Genomic DNA, 20,832 nt, shown 5'->3' on the forward strand with positions numbered 1-20,832 from the left:
AGTCTATCTTCAATGCAGGGCGGAAATAAAGCCACCTCATCGAGGACAATGGTCAGGGGTGGCGCCCCAGGTAGCGGACGACGGCCGCGGGCCCGCGGTGCCTGGCACCTTCGGCCAGCAGCACGGTGCCTTCGAGCAGTTCGAGGGTCTCGAGCGCCCCGAAATCCTCGGCGAGCGCGTCGGCGTCATACAGCAGCGGTGCCGACCGGGGGCCGCCCGACGCCCGGTCGGCCTGGCCCTTCCGGAACGCCTCGACCAGAGCCAGGCCGCCGGGCTTGAGGCTGGCGGCCATGGCGCGATGGATATGTCGCCGGTCCGCAACCGGCACATGGACGAAGATCTCGACCGCCAGATCGAACTGGTCCCGCGGCCAGTCCCATCGAGTCAGGTCGGCGGTGACCGTCGTGATTCGGCACCCCTGGTGCCGTGCCAGTCGCAACGCCTTGTCGATGCCGACCGGCGAGATGTCGACCAGGGTGACGTCCAGCCCCTGGCGCGCGAGCCAGATCGCGTTCCGCCCCTCGCCGTCGCCGACCGCGAGTGCGCGCTGGCCCGGCACCAGGCGATGAAGCTGCGCGGCCAGATAGCCGTTGGGCTCCGTGCCGAACAGATAATCCTCGGCCCGGTAGCGCGCGTCCCACAGGGCCTGCTGGTCGCTCATGCCTTGAGGTCTGCGATGGTGAGGTCGACGTTCCCGTCGGGTGACAGGCGGCGCTCGCGGATCCGCCGTTCGGCCGCCTGCTCGAACCGGGCGCGTTCCAGATGGAAGGCCTCGACGCAGGCTTCCGGCGTCGGGCCGACCGGCAGCAGGGCCTGGAACAAGGTGCGCGGCACGCGCACGACGCCGCGATACTCCCCGATCTCGACCGAGAAGGTCACCGCACGCAGGGGCTCGTCCCATTCGGCATCGTCGGGAAAAGTGAAGATCGGCATGGCCATGAAAATGCCGCCGCGCCGGGGCCGATGTCCAGAGGCGCGTGGTCGGACGAGCGGGCCGGCTCGTCAGTGCAGGACCATCAGCGTCAGGAAGCCGACGAAGATCGCCGCCCCACCGACCAGGCCGATGACATCGAAGAATTCGTGAAACCGCTTCATGGGACCCTCCCAGGCGACCGCGGAACGAACCCATTGCACTCCTGTTTCAACCTGCTGGGAAGATGGATTCGATTCCGCGCTGCGGCATGGCGGTCAGGGATAGCGCCGGGCGAAGCCCTCGCGGACATGGCGCGCGAGTTCGGCGGTGACTGCGGCCACGCCGGTCGAGGGCAGGCGCAGATTGACGTGGTAGCGCGGCAGGGGCGGCAGTTGCGCGTCGTCGACCGTCGCCAGGCGATCGGGCACGGTGCGCGACAGGAAAGTCGCGACGGCCATATCCGCCTCCAGGGTCGCGAACACCGGTTCCAGGCTACCGACCTGGCAGATCGCGCGCCATTCCAGCCCGGCCTTGGTCAGGGCCTGGATCGTGGAAGCGCGGAAGCCACAGCTCTCCTGGCCGAGCGCGACCGGCACGGGCCGGCGGCTGCCGGCATCCCCGCCGCGCGCGCCGACCCAGACCAGCCGGTCGGACATCAGCAGTTGGTCGCCGTCGCCCGGCTCCAGTTCGGTCAGCAGGGCGAGGTCGACCAGGCGGTCGCGCAGGCTCGTCCGCAGCGACCGGGTCGTGTCGCTGACCAGGGTTACCAGCACATTCGGATGCGCCTGGCGAAAGCTGCGCAGGATCGGCGGCATCAACATGCCGACGATGTCGTGCGGCACGCCCAGGCGCACCTCGCCCGCGAACTCCACCGCGCGCATCTGGCCCATGATGGCATCGTTGAGGGCAATCAGCTGATGAGCATGGACGATCAGCCGCTCGCCTGCACGCGTCAGCCGCACGGCATCGGCCGTGCGATCGAAGAACCGAGCCTCGAAGAAGCCCTCCAGCCGCTTGATCTGCTGGCTGACTGCGCCTTGGCTCACGTTCACGATCTTGGCGGCGGCGGTCATCCGGCCGGTCTCGGCCACGGCGACGAAAGTGCGCAGCAAACCGACGTCGATGTTGCTCAGGGTAGGCATCGCTATCTCGATCTCTAATAGAGTCCAGAAGTTAAATTAGCTTCTCTATTGTGGATCGACCTTCGTAGTTTCGCAATCGACGACAACGAAGGGGCGGTTGCGAATGGACGCGGTGGCATTCGGTTTATTCATGATTTCGGCAGTGTCGCTGCTGGGTTCGCCGGGGCCGGGTATCGCGGCATTGATCGCGGTCGGGCGGACGGCGGGGCTGGCGCGCGGCCTGCGCTACTACGCCGGCCTGCAGGTCGGCCTGGCCGCCGCCTCGGGATTGTGTGCGGTCGGGCTGTTTTCGCTGCTGACGGCGTTTCCGGGTTTCCTGCGCGCGCTCACGATCGTCGCCACGATCTATCTGGTCTATCTGGCCTACAAGATCGCGACCGCGCCGGTCGGGTCGGCGCTCCAAGGCCGGGCGACCTCGTCCCGACCGATCGCCGGCTTCCTGCTCGGCATCACCAACCCCAAGGCCTATGTCGCCTTCGTCTCGCTGCTGGCGTCCCAGTCGATCCTGGCAGGCGCGCCGACCGCCGATCTGCTGGTCAAGTGGCTGCTGATGGTGGCGGCGATGATCGTCGTCGACATCGCCTGGCTGCTGGTCGGCGTGGCGCTGCACCAGGCGATCCTGCGCCCGGCGACCGAACGTGCCTTGAACCTGGGCCTGGGTGCCATGATCCTCGGCGCGGCGGCGATCAGCTTTCTGTAAGCCGGATTTGCTAGAACATCGTCTCCAGCACGCGGTCCGGCGGGCGGTGGCCGTCGGCGAAGGTCTTGATGTTGATGATGACCTTCTCGCCCATGTCGATGCGGCCCTCGATCGTGGCCGAGCCCATGTGGGGCAGCAGCACGACGTTGGACAGCTTGACCAGCTTCGGATTGACCGCCGGCTCGTGCTCGAACACGTCGAGGGCGGCGCCGGCCAGTTCGTCGGCCGCCAGCATGCGGGTCAGCGCGTTCTCGTCGATCACCTCACCGCGCGCGGTATTGACGATGTAGGCATGGCGCGGCATCAGCTTCAGCCGGCGCGCCGACAGCAGGTGATAGGTCGCCGGCGTATGCGGGCAATTGATCGAGATGATGTCCATGCGGGCCAACATCTGGTCGAGGCTTTCCCAATAGGTCGCCTCGAGCTGGGACTCGATCTCGGGCAGTACGCGGCGCCGGTTGTGATAATGGATCGACAGGCCGAAGCCTTTGGCGCGGCGGGCCAGCGCCGTGCCGATGCGGCCCATGCCGACGATGCCGAGCCGCTTGCCCCAGATGCGATGGCCCAGCATGTGGGTCGGGCCCCAGCCGGTCCATTTGTCCGAGCGCAGCAGCCGCTCGCCTTCCGAGAGACGCCGGGCGACCGCCAGGATCAGCGCCATGGTCATGTCGGCGGTATCCTCGGTCAGCACGCCCGGCGTGTTGGTGACCGTGATGCCGCGCTGGCGGGCGGTCGCGAGGTCGATGTGGTCGACGCCGGTGCCGAACGACGCGATCAGCTTCAGCTGAGGACCGGCCTGGGACAGCACGGCGACGTCGATCCGGTCGGTCACGGTCGGCACCAGTACCTCGGCGGTCTTGACCGCCTCGATCAGCTGAGCCTGGGTCATCGGCGTGTCGTCGACGTTGAGCCGGGCGTCGAACAGCTCCACCATCCGCGTCTCGATCGGCTCCGGCAGCTTGCGCGTGACGACGACGATGGTTGGTTTTTTCTGCATGGAATTTCCCGTCCCGACGGAGCCCGTGCCCAAGGCCATATCAGCGGGAGTCGGCCTTTGTCCAGGGCCGCAGCAGCAGGCGGGCCGCGTCATGCGCGCGCTTGACCCGGGCGTCCCCCGCGCTTAACAAGATTTCGGCATGGGGGACTGGGAAATTACGCTGAATCGGTCGAGCTTTCGGCGCTCCGTCGCCGTGGCGACGGCGCTGGCCGTCCTGCTGATCTGGCTGGTGTCCGGCACCGCCTTCGCCGCCGACAAGATCCCGCGGCCCAAGGTGAAGCCGCCGGTGCCGCCGATCACCCAGCCGGCGACGCCTGGCGAGGCGCCTGCTGCCGGCGCCGCACCGCCGGCGGCGACCGTCAAGCCGCCGCCGAAGCCGACCGTCAAATCGTCCCATGAAACCAGCTTGCCGCTGCCGCGCTTCGCCGCGATGCGCAAGGGCGAGGCTTACGTGCGCGTCGGCCCGGGCACGCGCTTCCCGATCGACTGGGTATTCACCCGTCGCGACATGCCGGTCGAGATCCTGGCCGAGAACGACGTCTGGCGGCAGATCCGCGATTGGGAGGGCACCGTCGGCTGGGTGCTGTCCTCGCAATTGACCGGCCGACGCTCGGTCATCGTCAAGGGCGAGGTGGGCACCCTGCGCAACGACCCGTCCGCGACGGCGGCGCCGGTCGCCCATATCGAACCGGGCGTGATCGGCCGGCTGATGGAATGCCCGATGCCCGGCGACTGGTGCCGCATTGAGGTCAACGACATCCGCGGCTGGATCCATCGCGGCGAGGTATTCGGCGTCTATACGACCGAGGTCTTTCCGGCGCCGTGAACCGGCGGATCATCCTGGTCGGCGGCGCCGGCAGTTTCGGCCGACGGCTGGCCGATGCGCTCATCGTTTCGACCGATTTCCATATAGTGCTCGCGGGCCGGCATCCCGAATGCGCCTCGATTCCGGCGGCCGACCCCGGACGCTGGAGCGCGGTTCGCCTGGATCGCCGGGACGTGACGGCCGGGCAATTGCGTGCGCTGGAGGGCTTTCTCGTGATCGACGCAGCCGGACCGTTCCAGGCGAGCGACCTCACGCTGGCGCGGGCGGCGATCGAGGCCGGGTTGCATTATCTGGATCTGGCCGACGCGCGCGATTTCGTCGCCGCGTTTCCGGCCCTCGACGACGCGGCGCGCGCCGCGGGGGTCGTGGCATTGACGGGCGCCAGTTCGACGCCGGCGCTGTCGAATGCGGTGCTGGACCATTTGACCGCCGGGTGGACCGTCGTCGAGACGGTCGATATCGCCATTTCGCCCGGCAACCGGGCACCGCGCGGCCTGTCGGTCGTGGCGGCGATCCTGTCCTATGCCGGGCGGCCGGTCCGGCTGTTCCGGAACGGGCGCTGGGGTACGGCGGCCGGATGGGGCCTGCTGACGCGACAGGAGATCCCTGGCGTCGGGCGGCGCTTATTGTCGCTCTGCGAGACGCCGGACCTCGACATCCTGCCCGCGCGGTTCGCCGTGCGGCAGCGGGCAATCTTCCGGGCCGGGCTCGAACTGCCGATCCTGCATCTGGGTCTGGTCGCGGCGAGCTTGCTGGTGCGAGCTCGGCTGGTGCCGTCGCTGGTGCCGTTCGCCGGCCTGTTTCGCGCCTTGGCTGACCTGTTCATCCTCTTCGGGTCCGATCGTGGCGGCATGATCGTTGCGGTGGTGGGGCTGGACGCCGGCGGGGCGCCGGTTGGGGCGCGTTGGAGCCTGGTGGCGGAGGGCGGCGATGGGCCGGTCGTGCCGGTCCTGCCGTGCCTGGCGGCAGTCCGGGCATTGGGGGATGGAAGGCTCGTCCATCCTGGTGCCATGGCCTGTGTCAGTGTCTTGCCGCTCGACTGGATCGAGGCCGAGTTTCGGCCGTACCGACTGTCGACCCGGATCGAACGCACCCGTCCGAACGACCCGCTGTTCGCCCGGGTATCGGGCGATCGATTCTCGTCGCTGCCGGCGCCGATCCGCGCGCTGCATTCGCCGACCGGTCGAAACGTCCATGCCGGTCGCGCCGGTATCGGGGGAGCGTCGAATCTGGTCGGGCGGATCCTCGCTCGGCTGCTCGGCTTTCCACCGGCCGGCCGGGATGTCGCGGCGACCGTCGTCATCGAACGGCAGGAGGGCGGCGAGCGATGGACCCGCGTATTCGAAGGTCGGCGCTTCGTCAGCCATCTGAGCCCGGCCTGTTCGGTCGGCGTGATCCGCGAACGCTTCGGCCCGCTCACGTTCGATTGTACCGTCCTGATCGAAGGGGAGGCGCTGTCGATGACCGCCGACCAGTGGCGGTTCGGGCCGCTGCGGTTGCCGCGCCGCTTGATGCCGCGTGCGACTGGCCGCGAGACGATCGACGACCAGGGACGCTTTCGCTTCGACGTCTCGATCGATCTGCCTTGGATCGGGCAGATCGTCAGGTACAGCGGCTGGCTCGGGCCGGTGGCCGGACAGGATGTCCCATGACCGAGCCGGTGCCCTACGGCGAGTATGACGATGCCGCCCTCTACGATGCCGAGAACGGCTGGGGGCCGGATGATGATTTCTACCGGTCGCTTGCCGCCGAGACCGGCGGGCCGGTCCTCGACCTGGCGTGTGGCACCGGCCGGCTGGCCCGGGCGCTGGCGGGCGATGGGCACGACGTGACGGGGCTCGATCTGGCGGCACCGATGATCGAACATGCCCGGACGCTCGACGCGGCGGGCGCGGTCGACTGGCATGTCGGCGATGCGATAAGCTTCGACCTGGGTCGGTGTTTCCGCCTGATCGTCATGACCGCCCACGCCTTCCAGCATCTGATCGGTGCATCATCCCAGGCGGCCCTGTTCGCGCGGGTGGCACGGCATCTGGCGCCCGACGGGATCTTCGCTTTCGAGACGCGCAATCCGGGACAGCAGGATTACGCCGACGGCGCCGGCTTCAAATTCTGGCACCGTTTCACTGATCCTGCGCGCGGGCCGGTCGAGGTCTGGGCCGCGTCTGCCTATGACGCCGCGACCGAGGTCGATCACGTCACCCTGGTGCGCCGCTTCGCCGACGGCACGGAACGGCGGTCCGAGGCACAGCTGCAATTCACCGCCGCCGCCATCCTCGACGCCCGCCTCGCCACCGCCGGCCTCGTCTGCGACCGGCGTTACGGCGACTTCGGGCGAGAATCGTTCGGGCCGGGCAGTCCTGAGATCGTCACCCTGGCGCGGCGGGGATAGCGTTCGTCAAAAGAAGCTCACCTCATGCGGCACATAGGGGCGCTCCAGTATCTGGATCTCTTCGTCGGTCAACCCGACCGCGAGCGCTGCGACGGCATCGTCCAGATGGGTCGGCTGGGTGGCGCCGACAATCGGGGCGGTGATGCCGGGTCGTTTGAGCAGCCAGGCGAGCGCGATCTGGGCACGCGACACGCCGCGGGCGGCGGCGACCGCGCCGACCGCATCCACGACCTTTTCGTCCGCCGCTTCCGTCGCCGTATAGAGATGCGCCGCGGTCTGGTCGTGGCGGACGCGGTCGGTACTCGATGGTGCCTGCCACGGACGGGCGAGCCGGCCGCGCGCGAGCGGTGCCCAGGGCAGCACGCCGATGCCCTCGGCCCGGCACAGCGGCAGCATCTCGCGCTCTTCCTCGCGGTTCATCAGGTTGTAGTGCGGTTGCATCGACACGAAACGTGTCCAGCCGTGCCGGTCGGCCAGATGCAGGGCGGTGCAGAACTGCCAGGCGAGCATCGAGGAGGCACCGATGTAGCGCGCCTTGCCGGCCTTCACGATGTCGTGCAGCGCCTCCAGGGTTTCCTCGATCGGGGTGTGTTCGTCCCAGCGGTGGATCTGGTAGAGATCGACATGGTCGGTCCGCAGCCGGCGCAGGCTGGCGTCGATGCCGGCGAAGATCGCCTTGCGCGACAGGCCGCGGCCGTTGGCATCGGGGCGGACCGGATAGAAGACCTTGGTCGCGATGACGATCTCGTCGCGCCGGGCATAGTCGCCTAGCGCGCGCCCGACCAACTCCTCGCTCTCGCCGTCGCCGTACATGTCGGCCGTGTCGAACAGGGTGATGCCCAGTTCGAGCGCTCGGCGGATGAACCCACGGCTCTCCGCCTCGGCCAGCCGCCAAGCGCGCTGCTCGATTCCATAGCTCATGCAGCCGAGGCCGATGCGCGACACTTTGAGGCCGGAACGGCCGAGATTGACATAGTCCATTATTTTATCTCCGCAGGGCGATGCAAGCCGACGCCGGCCATGACCAGCGCGATGCCGCCCAGGTCGCGCAGGGAAGGGATCTGCGCCAGCACGATGGCGCCGATGAGGGTGGCGCTGGCTGGCAGCAGGGTGAGCAGCAGCGCGAAGCTGGCGCGCGGCAGCCGCGCCATGGCGAGCTGGTCGCAGACATAGGGGATGACCGAGGAGCAGAGGCCGACGCCGACGCCGGCCAGGATGAGCACGGGATGGTCGAACGCCTTGAACGCCTGCAGTGCGCCGATCGGGAAGATGAACAGGAATGCGACCGCCATGGCGGCACCCAGCCGCTCGATCCCGGCGCCCGCGCCAGCCCGGGCGATCCGGTGACCGAGCACGACATAGAGGACGAACAGCACGCCGTTGAGGGCCGCCCAGCACAGGCCCGCCAGATTGTCCGACCAGCGCACGTCGATCAGCAGAAAGACGCCGCCCATGGCCAGGATCAGGGCCAGCAGGTTGCGCCCCGTGCGCAGCCCGTAGAGTGCCAGGCCGATCGTGCCGACGAATTCTATGGTGGCGACCAGGCTGATCGGCAGGCGGTCCAGCGCCAGGTAGAAGCTGCAGTTCATCAGGGCAAGGCAGGCGCCCAGCGCCACCAGCAGCCAGCGCTCGCGCGCCCCGGCTTGGGCAATGGTTCGCCAGGGGCGCGTCGCAGGGGCGAACAACAGTGCCGCGGATGCGATCCGCAGCCACGCGACGCCGAGCACGCCGACGGCCGGAAACAGCAGCACTGCGAAAGAAGGGCCGAGATAGTGGAAGATCGCGCTGACGCCGAACCATGCCTGGGGCGGAATGGGGCGGGCTGTGCGGGCGCCGGTCGCTTGGATCTGGGTCATGCCGTCATCTTCCGTCGGAAGACCGCTCGGTTCCATGTCATAAGATCGATAAGGTCGCCCATTTTCCTACAATATGAAGGCAGATCGACTATCTTGCCTTTTCGATCGTCGGGAGATGCGCGTCATGAAGCGAATTCGATATGTCGATGGCGCGCTCGATGCGCTCGATACCGAAATCCTGCGGGCGTTGACCGAGGATGCCCGGACGCCGATCCGCGATCTCGCCCGCAAGATCGGGTTGTCGGCACCCAGCACGACCGAACGGGTTCGACGGCTCGAAGAGGCGGGGGTGATCGAGGGCTATACCGTACGGATCAATCCCGCCGCAGTCGGCCTGCCCCTGGGCGCGTATCTGCGCATCCGCCCGATGCCGGGCGAACTGACGCGGGTGGCCGAGATGCTCGCTGCCCTGCCGCAGATCATCGCGTGCGACCGCGTGACGGGCGATGACTGTTTCATCGCGAAGGCCCTCGTGCCCACGGTCGCCGACCTGGAGACGCTGATCGACGGGCTCCTGCCCTATGCCTCGACCAACACCTCGGTGATCGTCTCGACGACCGTCGCACAGCGCGTACCGCCCTTGCAGTAGCAGCGTGCCTTTCCGGGATTCGCTCTGGCTATGGTTGGGAAGAAACCATGAAAGACATGTTTAAATGGTTACAATATCGCGTGAGACGATCGACGAAACCGAACGGCGTCTGCTGCGGGTCACGGCAGAAGCGAAACTGCTGGTCTATCCCGGCACCTTCGCCTTCCTCGAATTCCCGCTCGGCGATTTTCCGGCCGCGGCACGGGCCGATGCGCTGGCGCTGGTGCGCGACGAGCAGGTCTGGAGCCAACTCGTGCCAAGCATCGACGAAGCTGAGGAACTGTTCGGCCTGTTCCGCTTCCATTTCCCGGCCGGGGCCGACAACAGTGGTTTCGTCGGCTGGCTGGCATCGCGCCTGAAACAACGCTTCGGCACGGGCGTGTTCGTCACCTGCGGGCAAAACCGGCGGGACGGCGGGATCTTCGATTATTGGGGCGTGCCGGCGGCGCTCGCGCCCGAAATCATCGCCGAAGTCGAACGGATGGTCGGCAAGCCTTAGGCGCGCGCCGGGCCGATCCGGATGATGACGTCGACCCGGCTGATCGTGGTGCCGGCCGGCGGGGTCGGCAGGCAGGCGAGGCTGACGGTGTCGCCCGGGATGTCGAGCAACTGGCCTGAGCCCTCGACGTAGAAATGATGATGGTCGTCGATGTTCGTGTCGAAATACGACCGGCCCGGCTCGATCACCACTTCGCGCAGCAGGCCCGCCTCGGTGAACTGGTGCAGCGTGTTGTAGATCGTCGCCAGGGAGACCTTGATGGCATTCGAACTCGCTTCGCCCTGCAACTGCTCCGCCGTGACATGGCGCGGGCCGCCTTCGAACAACAGGCTCGCCAGCGCCAGGCGTTGACGGGTCGGGCGCAGGCCGGCCTGCTTCAGGCGCGCGGGAACGGCTTGGTCGATCGAGGATGCGGGCGGCATTGATGGGATGTCGGTCATGGACATCCCACCAATATGGTCACGAATTTGCCGCAAGGGAAGCGGTGATGCCATGTGCCCCGTGCGACGAGCCCATGTAGTGCCCAAGTATCGCCCGGAACCGTTGCATCAGGCGCCGGTCTGCAGTCGCTCGATCAATTGCCCGACCGTCGGCACGAAGCCATCCGCGTAGAACGGATCGCTGCCGAAACGATAGGCATTATGGCCGGCGAACATCAGATTGTCGTCGATCTCGTCGGAATGGCTGATGCCCTGCAGCGTCTTCTGGATGCAGAACGAGCGGGGATCGGCCTTCTTGCCGGTCGTTCCACTCTCGCCCTGGGACCAGTTCGAGAAGCCGCAGGCCGACAGGCAGCCCATGCAATCGACCTGGTCGATGCGGATCTGCTCGGCCGAGGCCGGGGTCACGAATACCAGGGTCGAGTCCGGGGTGCGCATGGTTTCGGTGAAGCCTTCGGCGACCCAGCGCTCAGCATGCTCCTTGTCATGCGCCGCCAGATAGACAATACGCGCGCGCGGGCCCACGGCGAAGGCGACGCTGTGTTCGCCGACCGGCTCGACGGTGTAGGCCACCTGGCGCTCCGACCGATGGGTCAGGTCCTGGAGGAAATCGTTGGTGACGCCCGAGGAATAAAAGCCGGTCGGGCTGAAGCGGTTGAGATAGACGTCGCCAGGCTTCAGGGTCAGCAACCGCTTCTTCCAGGCCTCGGAGATCGGGCTTTCCCTGGTCAGCAGCGGGCGGGTGCCGAACTGGAAGGCGATCGGCCCCATTTCCGGATTGTCGATCCAGTCTTCCCACTCGTCGAGGCGCCACACGCCGCCGGCCATGAAGATCGGGGTCTGGTCGAGGCCGAACTCGCGCATCTGCTGGCGCAGCTCCAGGACGCGCGGATAGGGCGCTTCCGGCTTCTCCGGGTCCTCGGAATTGGACAGTCCGTTGTGGCCGCCCGCCAGCCAGGGATCCTCGTAGACCACGCCGCCCAGCAGGCCCGAGAATTTGTGGTAGGCGCGCTTCCACAAGGCGCGGAACGCGCGGGCCGACGACACGATCGGATAATAATAGACGCCGTATTCCGCGCAGATCTCCGCGATCTTGTAGGGCATGCCGGCCCCACAGGTGACGCCGTGGATCAGGCCCTTGGCGCCCTCGAGGACGCCGTGCAGGATGCGCTCGGCGGCGGCCATCTCCCACAGCACGTTCATGTGGATCCGGCCTTGGCCGTTCGACACTTCATGCGCGATCTTGGCCTGCTGGATGCCGCCGCGGATCGAATAGGCGACCAGTTCCTCGTGCCGTTCGCGCCTGGTCTTGCCGTAGTAGATCTGGGGGATTTCCTGGCCGTGCTCGTCGAAGGAATCCGCATTCACGCCCGAGAAGGTGCCGACACCACCGGCGGCCGCCCAGGCACCGGAGCTCTCGCCATTCGATACGGAGATGCCTTTGCCGCCTTCAACCAGCGGCAATACCTCGCGTCCCGAAATAACCAGCGGTTTCAACGCCTTCACTGCCATCCACTCCCAGTCCATACGGCGCCGGACTCCAAGGTCCCCCGCGCCATCCAACGTCGTTATAAAAATCCCGCCCCTTATATGGGCTCCATCCGAAAAAAGCTAACCCCGACCGGCGCGCCGTCAGGTCCGCCGCTCAGACCAGCGGCAGGACCTGATCCGGAACATCGGTGAAAACGCCCGAGACGCCCCAGCCGAACAACTCCTGCGCGCGGCCGGCATGATTGACCGTATAGCAGAAAAGCGGGTATCCGGCGGCGCGGATTTCCCTGGCGCGCGCCGGGGTGAGCGGCGTATGGCCGCAATGCAGGGTCGTGGCCTCGATCGCCTCGACCATCCCGCGCCATTCGTCGGTCACCGTCTCCAGCAACAGGCCGCGCGCGATCTCCGGAGCCACGTCGCGCGCCACTTCGAGCGAACGATAGTCGAAGCTTGAGACCAGCGGTGGCGGCAGATGGTCGGGCCAGGCCGAGCGCAGCAATTCCATGGTGGCGATGGCGGTGTCGTCCTCGACGCCCGGCGTCGGCTTCAGCTCGACGTTGGCGCCGAGGCCGAGGTCGGCCAACAGGTCGATGACCTCCTCCAAGGTCGGAATGGTCTCACCGGCGAAGCGCGGGTCGAACCAGGCACCGGCGTCGTAGGACGCGATTTCTTCCAGCACCATGTCGCCGACGGCGCCCTGGCCGTCGGTCGTGCGATCGATCAGGTCGTCATGCAGCACGACGCAGCGACCGTCGGCAGTCAGATGCACGTCGAACTCGACCCACGAGACGCCCAGCGCCTTGGCAATGCGGAAACCGGCGAGCGTGTTCTCGGGCGCATGGCCCGCGGCACCGCGATGGCCGACGACCTTGGGGACCAGGAGTTGGGGTTGTCGCATCGGACCCTCCTCGAAAGTGAAAGAGCGGCCGCGAGACTGGCGGCCGCTCTTCCGGAGCAGTGGCAGAAAGGGGCTGTGGCCGGTTATTCGCCGGCCGGGGCCTCTTCCTGCTTGGTGAGGTCGGTGCCGGTCGCCTGGTCGACCTGCTTCATGCTGAGCTTGACCTTGCCGCGATCGTCGAAGCCCAGGACCTTGACCTTGACCGCATCGCCGACGTTGACGACGTCCGTCACCTTGCCGACGCGCGAGGATGCCAGCTCGGAGATGTGGACGAGCCCGTCGCGCGAACCCAGGAAGTTCACGAAGGCGCCGAAATCGACGGTCTTCACGACCTTGCCGTTGTAGACGACGCCCAACTCCGGCTCGGCCACGATGCCCTTGATCCAGTCGATCGCCGCCTGGCTGGCCGCGCTGTCGACCGAGGACACCTTGATCGTGCCGTCGTCTTCGATGTCGATCTTGGCGCCGGTCGTCTCGCAGATCTCGCGGATGACCTTGCCGCCCGAACCGATCACTTCACGGATCTTGTCCTTGGGGATGTTGATCGTGGTGATGCGGGGCGCGTTGCCGGACACTTCCTCGCGGCCGGACGTCAGCGCCTTGGCCATCTCGCCCAGGATGTGCTTGCGGCCGTCATGCGCCTGCGCCAAGGCGATCTTCATGATCTCCTCGGTGATGGACGTAATCTTGATGTCCATCTGCAGGGCGGTGACACCCAGCTCGGTGCCGGCGACCTTGAAGTCCATGTCGCCCAGGTGATCTTCGTCACCCAGGATGTCGGACAGCACGGCGAAGCCCTTGTCTTCCTTGATCAGGCCCATGGCGATGCCGGCGACGGGCCGTACGAGCGGCGCACCGGCGTCCATCAATGCCAGCGAAGTGCCGCAGACCGTCGCCATTGACGACGAACCGTTCGACTCGGTGATCTCCGAGACGACGCGCATCGTGTAGGGGAAGGCTTCTTTGCTGGGCATCAGCGGGTGGACTGCGCGCCAGGCGAGCTTGCCATGGCCGATCTCGCGGCGGCCGGGCGAACCCATGCGGCCGGCTTCACCCACCGAGTACGGGGGGAAGTTGTAGTGCAGCATGAAGTTTTCGCGATATTCGCCGTCGAGCGCGTCGATGATCTGCTCGTCCTGGCCGGTGCCGAGCGTGGTCACGACCAGCGCCTGGGTCTCGCCGCGGGTGAACAGCGCCGAACCATGGGCGCGCGGCAGGACGCCGACCTCGGCCACGATCGGGCGGACGGTCTTGGTGTCGCGGCCGTCGATGCGGATGCCGGTCTCGAGGATGGCGCCGCGCACGATGTCCTTCTCGACATCCTTGAACAGCTTGCCGGCGATCTCGCGCTCGGCGGTATCCTCGAAGATGGTCTCGAGCCGGCCCTTGACCGACTTGATCTTCTCCTGGCGGATCGACTTCTGACGCTCGCCATAGGCGGCGGTCAGCTCGGCCGTCACGGCGTCGCGCAGCTTCTTGTCGACGGCGGAGACGGTGTCGGCCGGAGCCGGCATCGCCCAGGGCTCCTTGGCGCACAACTCGGCCAGGCCGATGATCGCGTTGATCACGTCCTGGTAGGCGTTATGACCGAAAGTCACGGCGCCGAGCATGATCTCTTCGCTCAGCTCCTTCGCCTCGGACTCGACCATCAGCACGCCTTCGTTGGTGCCGGCGACGACCAGGTCGAGCTGGCTCTTGTCGCCCTCGCCGACCTTCGGGTTGAGGACGTACTGGCCGTCGACGTAGCCGACGCGCGCGCCGCCGATCGGACCCATGAAGGGGATGCCCGAGATGGTGAGGGCAGCCGACGCGCCGATGAGCGCGACGATATCCGGATCATTCTCGAGGTCGTGGCTGAGGACCGTGCAGACGACCTGGGTTTCGTTCAGGAAGCCGTGGGCGAACAGCGGACGGATCGGGCGGTCGATCAGGCGGGAAACCAGCGTTTCCTTCTCGCTGGGACGGCCTTCGCGCTTGAAGAAGCCGCCCGGGATCTTGCCGGCCGCGAAGGTCTTTTCCTGGTAGTTGACCGTCAGCGGGAAGAAGTCCTGGCCCGGCTTGATCTTGCGCGCGCCGACGGCGGTGCAGAGCACGGTGGTGTCGCCATAGGTCGCCATCACGGCGCCGTCGGCCTGGCGGGCAACCTTGCCCGTTTCGAGGACGAGCTTGCGCCCGCCCCAAATGATTTCCTTGCGGAAGACTTGGAACATTATGGGGTTTTCCCTTTTTCTTGATCCCGCGCGCGCCCGGCGAATTTCCGACCATCATGGCCGGTTCCGAAATCCGTGGGGGTGCTGTCACCCTGGATGGCCTGGCGGCTGGCGGGATCGGGTGTCTTGGAAAGCACCGAAAGTACCGCGGTGCGGCGGCGGGTCGGAAATAGCCCCGACCCTCGGGATACGACCCGGCGAAGCGATGCGGCGATATGCAAAACCCCGGGCGCGGCTTGGGCATCGACCGGTCCGATGGACCGGTCCCCATGCCGCGATGCCCGGGGTCGCATCGCGTTCGTTTGGGCGTCTAGCCTGCTCAGCGGCGCAGGCCCAGCCGACCGATCAGCTGCTCATACCGCGAAACGTTCTTGCGCTTCAGGTAGTCCAGCAGCGAACGTCGCTGACCGACCATGACCAACAGGCCACGGCGGCTATGGAAATCTTTCTTGTGGTCGCCCAGATGCCCGGTCAGGTTCTTGATCCGCTCGGACAGGATCGCGACCTGGACTTCCGGCGAACCGGTATCGCCTTCGTTCGTGGCGTATTCTTTGACGAGCTCGGTCTTGCGCTCAGCGGTAATCGACATCGGAAACGTTCCTTTATCTTACAGGTTCAGGACACGCACCGGCCGAAGCATGCCTGCATCGAACTCCGCCAAGGCGACGAGCTTGCCGCTCGCGCTGACGGAGACAATCGACCCGTTGCCGAGTAGACCGATGGTTGCCCGATCCGGCGGGCAAGGCGACGGGACGCTTTGTCCTTGTCGCAGGCGGAGCGCTTCAGCCTCCGACAAGGCCAGGGCCGGGATGTCGTCCAGCGCGGTCTCGATCGGCAGCAGGTGCTCGGATAGCGCGGGAATATGCCCCAGATGGTCCAGCATATCCACAGAAATCGCGTGTTCGACCGTGAAGCGGCCGACCGTCAGGCGCCGGAGCGCGCGCAGGTGACCGACCGTGCCCAGGACGCGGGCTAAGTCCCTGCCAAGGCTGCGCATATAGGCGCCTTTGCCGGACGTGACGTCGAAAGTCGCGTGGTTTTCATCGTCGATCGAGACCAGATCGAAGGCATCGATGCGTATGGCGCGGGGCTGCAATTCGACCGCCTGGCCGGCGCGGGCCAAGTCGTAGGCCCTGACGCCGTCGACCAGGATGGCCGAATAGGTCGACGGTACCTGCTGGATGTCGCCGGTGAACTGCGGCAGCGCCGCGCGGATCTGATCTTCGCCAGGCCGCACCGGGCTGGTCTCGGTGACCGTCCCCTCGGCATCGTCGGTCGCCGTCGCCTCGCCCCAGCGCACGGTCAGGCGATAGCGCTTCATGCCGGCCATGGCATAGGCGACGGTCTTGGTCGCCTCGCCCAGTGCGATCGGCAGCATGCCGCTGGCCAGGGGGTCGAGCGTGCCGCCGTGGCCGGCCTTTTCCGCATTGAACGCCCGGCGAACCCGTCCGACCGCCTGAGTCGAGGTCATGCCGACCGGCTTATCGAACGCGACCCAGCCGTGGACGGGGGTACCCTTGCGCTTCACGCGCCCGGCGCTTCGTCGTCTTCGTCGGAAGCGGGCGGCCGGATGTCCTGCAGCACTTCGGGGCGATGCAGCAGTTCCTCGATACGCTGGGCCTGGTCGAACGAGACGTCGAGCTCGAACGATAGACGCGGCACCGCGCGCAGGCGCACTTCGCGGCCCACGGTGCCACGCAGATAGGCCGAGCAGCGCTTCAGCCCTTTCAGCACTTCCGCACCATGCTCGCCGTTGAGCGGCACGATGAAGGCGGTCGCGTTCTTCAGGTCGGGACTGATGCGGACCTCGGTCACCGTGATGGTGCGGCCCATCAGGTCCGGATCGCGCAGTTCGTCCCGTGCCAGCACCTGGGCCAGCACATGGCGAATCTCTTCGCCGACGCGCAATTGCCGTTGGCTCGCCGTCCGGCCGTCGCGTTTATTCATGGTTCTTCCTTCCAGCGGAAACGCCCTCACCCGCCGCGCTTACGCTCGGCACCCTCCACCGCCGAAGCGGAGAGGGAAGGGTGAGGGCCGCTGCTCTTGAGCGATACGCCCGGTCAGAGCGTCCGCTTGACCTCTTCGACTTCGAAGCACTCGATGATGTCGCCGGCCTGGATGTCCGTGTAGTTCTCGAACGCCATGCCGCACTCGTAACCCTCGCGGACTTCCTTGACCTCGTCCTTGAAGCGCTTGAGCGTCTTCAGGCTGCCTTCATGGATGACCACGCTGTCGCGCAGCAGGCGAACCTTGGCGCCGCGCTTGACGATGCCTTCGGTGATCATGCAGCCGGCGACCTTGCCGACCTTGGTGATGTCGAACACTTCGCGGATCTGCGCATTGCCCAGGAAGTTCTCGCGCAGCGACGGGGCGAGCATGCCTTCGAGCATCTGCTTCATGTCGTCGATCACGTCATAGATGATCGAGTAGTAGCGGATGTCGACGCTGTCGCGCCGGGCCAGGTCGCGGGCCTGCGGGTTGGCACGGACGTTGAAGCCGATCACGATCGCCTTGGAGGCGCCGGCGAGGTTGATGTCGCTCTCGCTGATCGCACCCACGCCGCTGTTCAGCACGCGCACCGCCACTTCGTTGGTGCCGAGGCCGCGGAGCGAAGCCAGGATGGCTTCGAGCGAGCCCTGCACGTCCGACTTGACGACGATCGGCAGTTCCTTGGCCGTACCGGCCGCGATCGCGGAGAACATCTCCTCGAGCGTGCCGCGCGCACCGGCGACATGGGTCGCATCGCGCTTGCGGCGCTGGCGGAACTCGGCGACGTCACGGGCGCGCGCCTCGTTCTCGACGACCGAGAAATCGTCGCCGGCCATCGGGGCGGCGTTGAGGCCCAACACCTCGACCGGCATGCCGGGGCCGGCCGTCTTGATGTTCTCGCCCTTGTCGTCGAGCAGGGCACGCACCTTGCCGGACTCGCCGCCCGCGACGAAGATGTCGCCGACCTTGAGCGTGCCGCGCTGGATCAGCACGGTCGCCACGGCACCCCGGCCCCGCTCCAGCTTGGCTTCGATGATGACGCCTTCGGCCGACCGGTTCGGGTTGGCGCGCAGGTCCAACAGCTCGGCCTGCAGCAGGATCGCCTCTTCCAGCTTGTCGAGGCCGGTCTTCTTCAGCGCCGATACCTCGATGTCGAGCACGTCGCCGCCCATGCCTTCGACCACGAGGTCGTGCTGGAGCAGTTCCTGACGGACGCGATTGGCGTCGGCACCCGGCTTGTCGATCTTGTTGATCGCCACGATGATCGGAGCGCCCGCCGCCTTGGCATGGCGGATCGCCTCGACCGTCTGGTCCTTGATGCCGTCATCGGCGGCGACGACGAGCACGACGATGTCGGTCACGTTGGCGCCGCGGGCACGCATCGCGGTGAAGGCCTGATGGCCCGGCGTATCGATGAAGGTGATCTTGTGCTGGCTGGGCAAGGTCACCTGATAGGCGCCGATATGCTGGGTGATGCCGCCCGCTTCGCCGCCGGCCACGTCGGTCTGACGCAGCGCATCCAGCAGCGAGGTTTTGCCGTGATCGACATGGCCCATGATGGTGACGACCGGCGGACGCGCCTCGCGCGCCTCGTCGATGTCTTCATCGCCCTTGAGGCCGATCTCGATGTCGGCCTCAGCGACGCGCTTCACCACATGGCCGAATTCGGCCACGATCAATTCGGCCGTATCCGGGTCGATCGACTGGGTCAGCGTCGCCATGATGCCGTTGCGCATCAAGGCCTTGATCACATCGGTGCCGCGCTCGGCCATGCGATTGGCCAGCTCCTGCACGGTGATCGATTCAGGGATGATCACGTCGCGCACGACCTTTACTTGTTCGGCCTGCTGCATCATGCGCAGGCGTTCGCGTTCCCGGGCCCGGCGAACCGAAGCCAGCGAGCGCGTACGGTCGTCATCGTCCGACAGGGCGCGGGTGACGGTCAGCTTGCCGGTGCGGCGACGCTGATCGGTCCGGGTCCGTGCGGGGGCGGGGGCGGGCGTGCGCTTCTCGACCACGCGGCCGATGGCGCCGCGCTTCGGTGCCTCCTCGGCTTCGGGCTCGGCGACGCCCGGCTTGACCTTGCCGGCTGCCGTCAGGGCAGCGACCTTGGCGGCGGCGTTCTTGCCGGCCCGCTCGGCCATCTCGCGGCGCGAATCGTCCTCGACCTTCTGCTTCTTGGCGACTTCGTCCGCGGTGCGACGCGACTCGTCCTCGGCGCGACGGCGGGCCTCCGCGGCAGCCGTCTCCTCGACGTGGCGGCGGCGCTCTTCCTCGTCCCGGGCGCGTTCGGTCTCGAGCTCGCGCGAGCGCCGGGCCAGCTCGATCTCGGTCTGCTTCCGCTGCGCCTCGCCATGGACCATGCTCTGCACGGCCTTCATGCGGGCGGCACGCTCTTCCTCGGTCAAGGTGCGCGGCACGGTGGCGCCGCCGCGACGCAGCGACGTCGGCGTGGTCGGCGGCGTCAGGATCCGGGCGGCGGGGCGCGGACCCAGCACACGTGTCGGCTCGGCCGGGCGTGGCGCGGCACTTACGACGGGCGCTGCCTCGACCTTCGGCGGCGGGGCGACGGGCGCTTCGGCCTTCGGGGCTTCAGCGGCCGGCGGCACCGCGACCGGCGCGGCCTCGACGACGACCGGTGCCGCCTCGACGACGGGTTCGGGCTTGGGCGCGGGAGCCTGCTGCACGGGGGCGACCACCACCGGAGCGACCGGGGCCGCAACTTTCTGGACGACCGGCGCCGGGGCCGGGGCCACGACCGGTGCCGGCACGGGTGCCGCCTCGACCGTCGGAGCATGACCGGGGCGCGGCGGCTCGATCGCGCGCTTCTTCTTGACTTCGACCGTCACGGTCTTGGTGCGGCCGTGCGGGAAGCTCTGCCGGACCTGACCTGAGCCCGCATCGATCGGCTTCTTCAGCTCGAGGCGGCCACCGGGGCGCGCGAGGCTGAGAGGGCGCTTGGTCTCTTGTTCGTTGCTGTCCGTCATGTCTTCCCGAAACCGTCCATCCACTCGGGTGCCGCGGCACCGTTGCCTGATCGCGGGCGCACCCAGAGCGCCCGCCAGAACTTCGCTCCCGTCTTCGGGCGTCTCCGAGGGGGAGAAGCCCGATCGCGGGGAAACAGCCGACCGGCCCGGAAGCTCCGATACCAGGCGACATCAGCCCCTTGCCCGGCCGCCTGATGGCGTCCGTGCGCGGAGCTATACTCCATCATCCGCGCCGAGTCAGGCGCGGTGTGGTCCTTCGTCCGTCGGCGCCGGACCATTCGGTGCGCGGAACCCGGCCAGACGAGCCGCGTCGACCCGCAACCGCGCCGCCAGCGCCCCTGCGCCGATCGCTCCGTGCACCACGTGTTCACGGCCGAATGCGGCGCCCAATTCGGCGGCATTCAGCTGATCCATCACCGGCAGCCCGGGAGCCATCGCAGCGACCTTGTGCCGTCCGCCGTCGGCACCGTCGGAGGCTGCGACCAGCAGACCGACGCCGCCCTTGCGGATGGCTTGACCGACCTTCTCGAACCCCGCAACCGCCTTGCCCGACCGTCGGGCGAGCCCGACCGCCTCGCGGCAGCGCCGGACCAGCAGCAGTTCGATCCGATCGGCGAGATCCGCGGGTATCGTGACCGAGCGGCGTGCCGCCCGATCGAATGCCCGCTTCTTCACCGCCGTCGCCACTATATCGCGACGGCTGGTCAACCACAAACCTCGCCCCGGCAAGGCTGCCCCGACATCCGGCACGATCACCGCGTCGGGGCCGACCACGCACCGGACCATCGTTTCCTTGGCGAGCCGCTCGCCGGTGACGATGCACCGACGCAGCGGTCCGCTTTCCGGCTCGTCCGGTGGCATCCCGTCCGGCGCGTCGTCCGGGATGCTGCCAGTCTCGTCCAT

General features: G+C 67.3%; 21 protein-coding genes. 6 read left to right on the forward strand and 15 right to left on the reverse strand.

Going from position 1 to position 20,832, the window contains the following annotated elements; genetic code table 11:
* Positions 1–52: 52 nt before the first annotated feature.
* The 3 genes from VGV37_RS05305 to VGV37_RS05315 form a co-directional block, all read right to left on the reverse strand.
* Entirely contained in the window at positions 53–661 is a 609-nt protein-coding gene (locus tag VGV37_RS05305; protein WP_326878584.1) for a class I SAM-dependent methyltransferase, read from the reverse strand.
* Entirely contained in the window at positions 658–939 is a 282-nt protein-coding gene (locus VGV37_RS05310; RefSeq protein ID WP_326878585.1) for a DUF1488 family protein, read from the reverse strand. The genes VGV37_RS05305 and VGV37_RS05310 overlap by 4 nt, the downstream gene beginning before the upstream one ends.
* A 249-nt stretch (positions 940–1,188) precedes the next feature.
* A complete protein-coding gene (locus tag VGV37_RS05315; protein ID WP_326878586.1) occupies positions 1,189–2,055 on the reverse strand; it encodes a LysR family transcriptional regulator in 867 nt (288 codons plus the stop codon).
* Positions 2,056–2,167: 112 nt separating this feature from the next.
* On the opposite strand from VGV37_RS05315, the gene VGV37_RS05320 reads away from it, so the two are divergent.
* On the forward strand, positions 2,168–2,755 hold the full coding sequence (locus VGV37_RS05320; protein ID WP_326878587.1) for a LysE family translocator: 588 nt from the start codon (positions 2,168–2,170) through the stop codon (positions 2,753–2,755).
* A 10-nt stretch (positions 2,756–2,765) separates the two neighbouring features.
* Here VGV37_RS05320 and VGV37_RS05325 read toward each other — a convergent pair whose 3' ends face one another.
* A complete protein-coding gene (locus VGV37_RS05325; RefSeq protein WP_326878588.1) occupies positions 2,766–3,752 on the reverse strand; it encodes a D-glycerate dehydrogenase in 987 nt (328 codons plus the stop codon).
* 139 nt (positions 3,753–3,891) lie between these two features.
* On the opposite strand from VGV37_RS05325, the gene VGV37_RS05330 reads away from it, so the two are divergent.
* Genes VGV37_RS05330 through VGV37_RS05340 form a run of 3 tightly spaced genes read left to right on the forward strand, consistent with a single transcriptional unit; the run spans position 3,892 to position 6,970 of the window.
* On the forward strand, positions 3,892–4,578 hold the full coding sequence (locus tag VGV37_RS05330) for an SH3 domain-containing protein (RefSeq protein WP_326878590.1): 687 nt from the start codon (positions 3,892–3,894) through the stop codon (positions 4,576–4,578).
* Positions 4,575–6,230: a DUF4166 domain-containing protein gene (locus VGV37_RS05335; protein WP_326878591.1), complete on the forward strand. Its 1,656-nt coding sequence runs from the start codon at positions 4,575–4,577 to the stop codon at positions 6,228–6,230. Before VGV37_RS05330 ends, VGV37_RS05335 begins: the two co-directional genes overlap by 4 nt.
* The gene (locus tag VGV37_RS05340) at positions 6,227–6,970 is read left to right on the forward strand and encodes a class I SAM-dependent methyltransferase (RefSeq protein ID WP_326878592.1); all 744 of its coding nucleotides are present in this window, start codon (positions 6,227–6,229) and stop codon (positions 6,968–6,970) included. The genes VGV37_RS05335 and VGV37_RS05340 overlap by 4 nt, the downstream gene beginning before the upstream one ends.
* Positions 6,971–6,976: 6 nt before the next feature.
* Here the strand turns inward: VGV37_RS05340 and VGV37_RS05345 are convergent, their stop codons facing one another.
* On the reverse strand, positions 6,977–7,951 hold the full coding sequence (locus VGV37_RS05345) for an aldo/keto reductase (RefSeq protein WP_326878593.1): 975 nt from the start codon (positions 7,949–7,951) through the stop codon (positions 6,977–6,979).
* Positions 7,951–8,826: an EamA family transporter gene (locus VGV37_RS05350; protein WP_326878594.1), complete on the reverse strand. Its 876-nt coding sequence runs from the start codon at positions 8,824–8,826 to the stop codon at positions 7,951–7,953. The genes VGV37_RS05345 and VGV37_RS05350 overlap by 1 nt, the downstream gene beginning before the upstream one ends.
* 124 nt (positions 8,827–8,950) lie before the next feature.
* Here VGV37_RS05350 and VGV37_RS05355 point away from each other — a divergent pair, with 124 nt between their 5' ends.
* Both VGV37_RS05355 and VGV37_RS05360 read left to right on the forward strand, forming a co-directional pair.
* Positions 8,951–9,415, forward strand: a complete 465-nt coding sequence (locus tag VGV37_RS05355) for an Lrp/AsnC family transcriptional regulator (RefSeq protein ID WP_326878595.1) — start codon at positions 8,951–8,953, stop codon at positions 9,413–9,415.
* Between the two features lie 64 nt (positions 9,416–9,479).
* Complete coding sequence (locus VGV37_RS05360) at positions 9,480–9,914, forward strand: DUF6196 family protein (RefSeq protein WP_326878596.1); 435 nt, start codon at positions 9,480–9,482, stop codon at positions 9,912–9,914.
* On the opposite strand, the gene irrA is transcribed toward VGV37_RS05360, so the two are convergent.
* The 9 genes from irrA to VGV37_RS05405 form a co-directional block, all read right to left on the reverse strand.
* The gene (gene irrA, locus VGV37_RS05365; protein ID WP_326878597.1) at positions 9,911–10,354 is read right to left on the reverse strand and encodes an iron response transcriptional regulator IrrA; all 444 of its coding nucleotides are present in this window, start codon (positions 10,352–10,354) and stop codon (positions 9,911–9,913) included. The two genes, VGV37_RS05360 and irrA, sit on opposite strands and share 4 nt — an antisense overlap.
* A 108-nt stretch (positions 10,355–10,462) precedes the next feature.
* Positions 10,463–11,881 (reverse strand): NAD(P)H-dependent flavin oxidoreductase, encoded by a 1,419-nt coding sequence (locus tag VGV37_RS05370; protein WP_414637926.1) that lies wholly within the window; start codon positions 11,879–11,881, stop codon positions 10,463–10,465.
* Between the two features lie 118 nt (positions 11,882–11,999).
* Positions 12,000–12,743: a glycerophosphodiester phosphodiesterase gene (ugpQ, locus tag VGV37_RS05375; protein WP_326878598.1), complete on the reverse strand. Its 744-nt coding sequence runs from the start codon at positions 12,741–12,743 to the stop codon at positions 12,000–12,002.
* 83 nt (positions 12,744–12,826) lie between these two features.
* Positions 12,827–14,953: a polyribonucleotide nucleotidyltransferase gene (pnp, locus tag VGV37_RS05380; protein ID WP_326878599.1), complete on the reverse strand. Its 2,127-nt coding sequence runs from the start codon at positions 14,951–14,953 to the stop codon at positions 12,827–12,829.
* Positions 14,954–15,272: 319 nt separating this feature from the next.
* Positions 15,273–15,542, reverse strand: a complete 270-nt coding sequence (gene rpsO, locus VGV37_RS05385; RefSeq protein WP_326878600.1) for a 30S ribosomal protein S15 — start codon at positions 15,540–15,542, stop codon at positions 15,273–15,275.
* 18 nt (positions 15,543–15,560) lie between these two features.
* Entirely contained in the window at positions 15,561–16,481 is a 921-nt protein-coding gene (gene truB / locus VGV37_RS05390) for a tRNA pseudouridine(55) synthase TruB (protein ID WP_326878601.1), read from the reverse strand.
* The gene (gene rbfA, locus VGV37_RS05395; RefSeq protein ID WP_326878602.1) at positions 16,478–16,900 is read right to left on the reverse strand and encodes a 30S ribosome-binding factor RbfA; all 423 of its coding nucleotides are present in this window, start codon (positions 16,898–16,900) and stop codon (positions 16,478–16,480) included. Before rbfA ends, truB begins: the two co-directional genes overlap by 4 nt.
* 113 nt (positions 16,901–17,013) lie before the next feature.
* Positions 17,014–19,929 carry a translation initiation factor IF-2 gene (gene infB, locus VGV37_RS05400; protein WP_326878603.1) on the reverse strand — a complete coding sequence of 972 codons (2,916 nt, stop codon included), beginning with the start codon at positions 19,927–19,929 and terminating at the stop codon, positions 17,014–17,016.
* Between the two features lie 237 nt (positions 19,930–20,166).
* Positions 20,167–20,832, reverse strand: coding sequence for an RNA-binding protein (locus VGV37_RS05405; protein ID WP_326878604.1), 666 nt, complete (start codon positions 20,830–20,832; stop codon positions 20,167–20,169).

The sequence above is a fragment of the Aliidongia sp. genome (assembly GCF_035943795.1).
GTDB lineage: Bacteria > Pseudomonadota > Alphaproteobacteria > ATCC43930 > CGMCC-115725 > Aliidongia.

Excerpts from the sequence above, each read along its gene's own strand:
- VGV37_RS05305 (WP_326878584.1), bottom strand. The coding sequence starts at position 661 with ATGAGCGACCAGCAGGCCCTGTGGGACGCGCGCTACCGGGCCGAGGAT.
- VGV37_RS05315 (WP_326878586.1), bottom strand. The coding sequence starts at position 2,055 with ATGCCTACCCTGAGCAACATCGACGTCGGTTTGCTGCGCACTTTCGTC.
- irrA (WP_326878597.1), bottom strand. The coding sequence starts at position 10,354 with ATGACCGACATCCCATCAATGCCGCCCGCATCCTCGATCGACCAAGCC.
- infB (WP_326878603.1), bottom strand. The coding sequence starts at position 19,929 with ATGACGGACAGCAACGAACAAGAGACCAAGCGCCCTCTCAGCCTCGCG.
- rbfA (WP_326878602.1), bottom strand. The coding sequence starts at position 16,900 with ATGAATAAACGCGACGGCCGGACGGCGAGCCAACGGCAATTGCGCGTC.
- VGV37_RS05345 (WP_326878593.1), bottom strand. The coding sequence starts at position 7,951 with ATGGACTATGTCAATCTCGGCCGTTCCGGCCTCAAAGTGTCGCGCATC.
- pnp (WP_326878599.1), bottom strand. The coding sequence starts at position 14,953 with ATGTTCCAAGTCTTCCGCAAGGAAATCATTTGGGGCGGGCGCAAGCTC.
- VGV37_RS05330 (WP_326878590.1), top strand. The coding sequence starts at position 3,892 with ATGGGGGACTGGGAAATTACGCTGAATCGGTCGAGCTTTCGGCGCTCC.
- VGV37_RS05370 (WP_414637926.1), bottom strand. The coding sequence starts at position 11,881 with ATGGACTGGGAGTGGATGGCAGTGAAGGCGTTGAAACCGCTGGTTATT.
- VGV37_RS05325 (WP_326878588.1), bottom strand. The coding sequence starts at position 3,752 with ATGCAGAAAAAACCAACCATCGTCGTCGTCACGCGCAAGCTGCCGGAG.
- rpsO (WP_326878600.1), bottom strand. The coding sequence starts at position 15,542 with ATGTCGATTACCGCTGAGCGCAAGACCGAGCTCGTCAAAGAATACGCC.
- VGV37_RS05350 (WP_326878594.1), bottom strand. The coding sequence starts at position 8,826 with ATGACCCAGATCCAAGCGACCGGCGCCCGCACAGCCCGCCCCATTCCG.
- VGV37_RS05310 (WP_326878585.1), bottom strand. The coding sequence starts at position 939 with ATGGCCATGCCGATCTTCACTTTTCCCGACGATGCCGAATGGGACGAG.
- VGV37_RS05405 (WP_326878604.1), bottom strand. The coding sequence starts at position 20,832 with ATGGACGAGACTGGCAGCATCCCGGACGACGCGCCGGACGGGATGCCA.
- VGV37_RS05355 (WP_326878595.1), top strand. The coding sequence starts at position 8,951 with ATGAAGCGAATTCGATATGTCGATGGCGCGCTCGATGCGCTCGATACC.
- VGV37_RS05340 (WP_326878592.1), top strand. The coding sequence starts at position 6,227 with ATGACCGAGCCGGTGCCCTACGGCGAGTATGACGATGCCGCCCTCTAC.
- VGV37_RS05360 (WP_326878596.1), top strand. The coding sequence starts at position 9,480 with ATGGTTACAATATCGCGTGAGACGATCGACGAAACCGAACGGCGTCTG.
- ugpQ (WP_326878598.1), bottom strand. The coding sequence starts at position 12,743 with ATGCGACAACCCCAACTCCTGGTCCCCAAGGTCGTCGGCCATCGCGGT.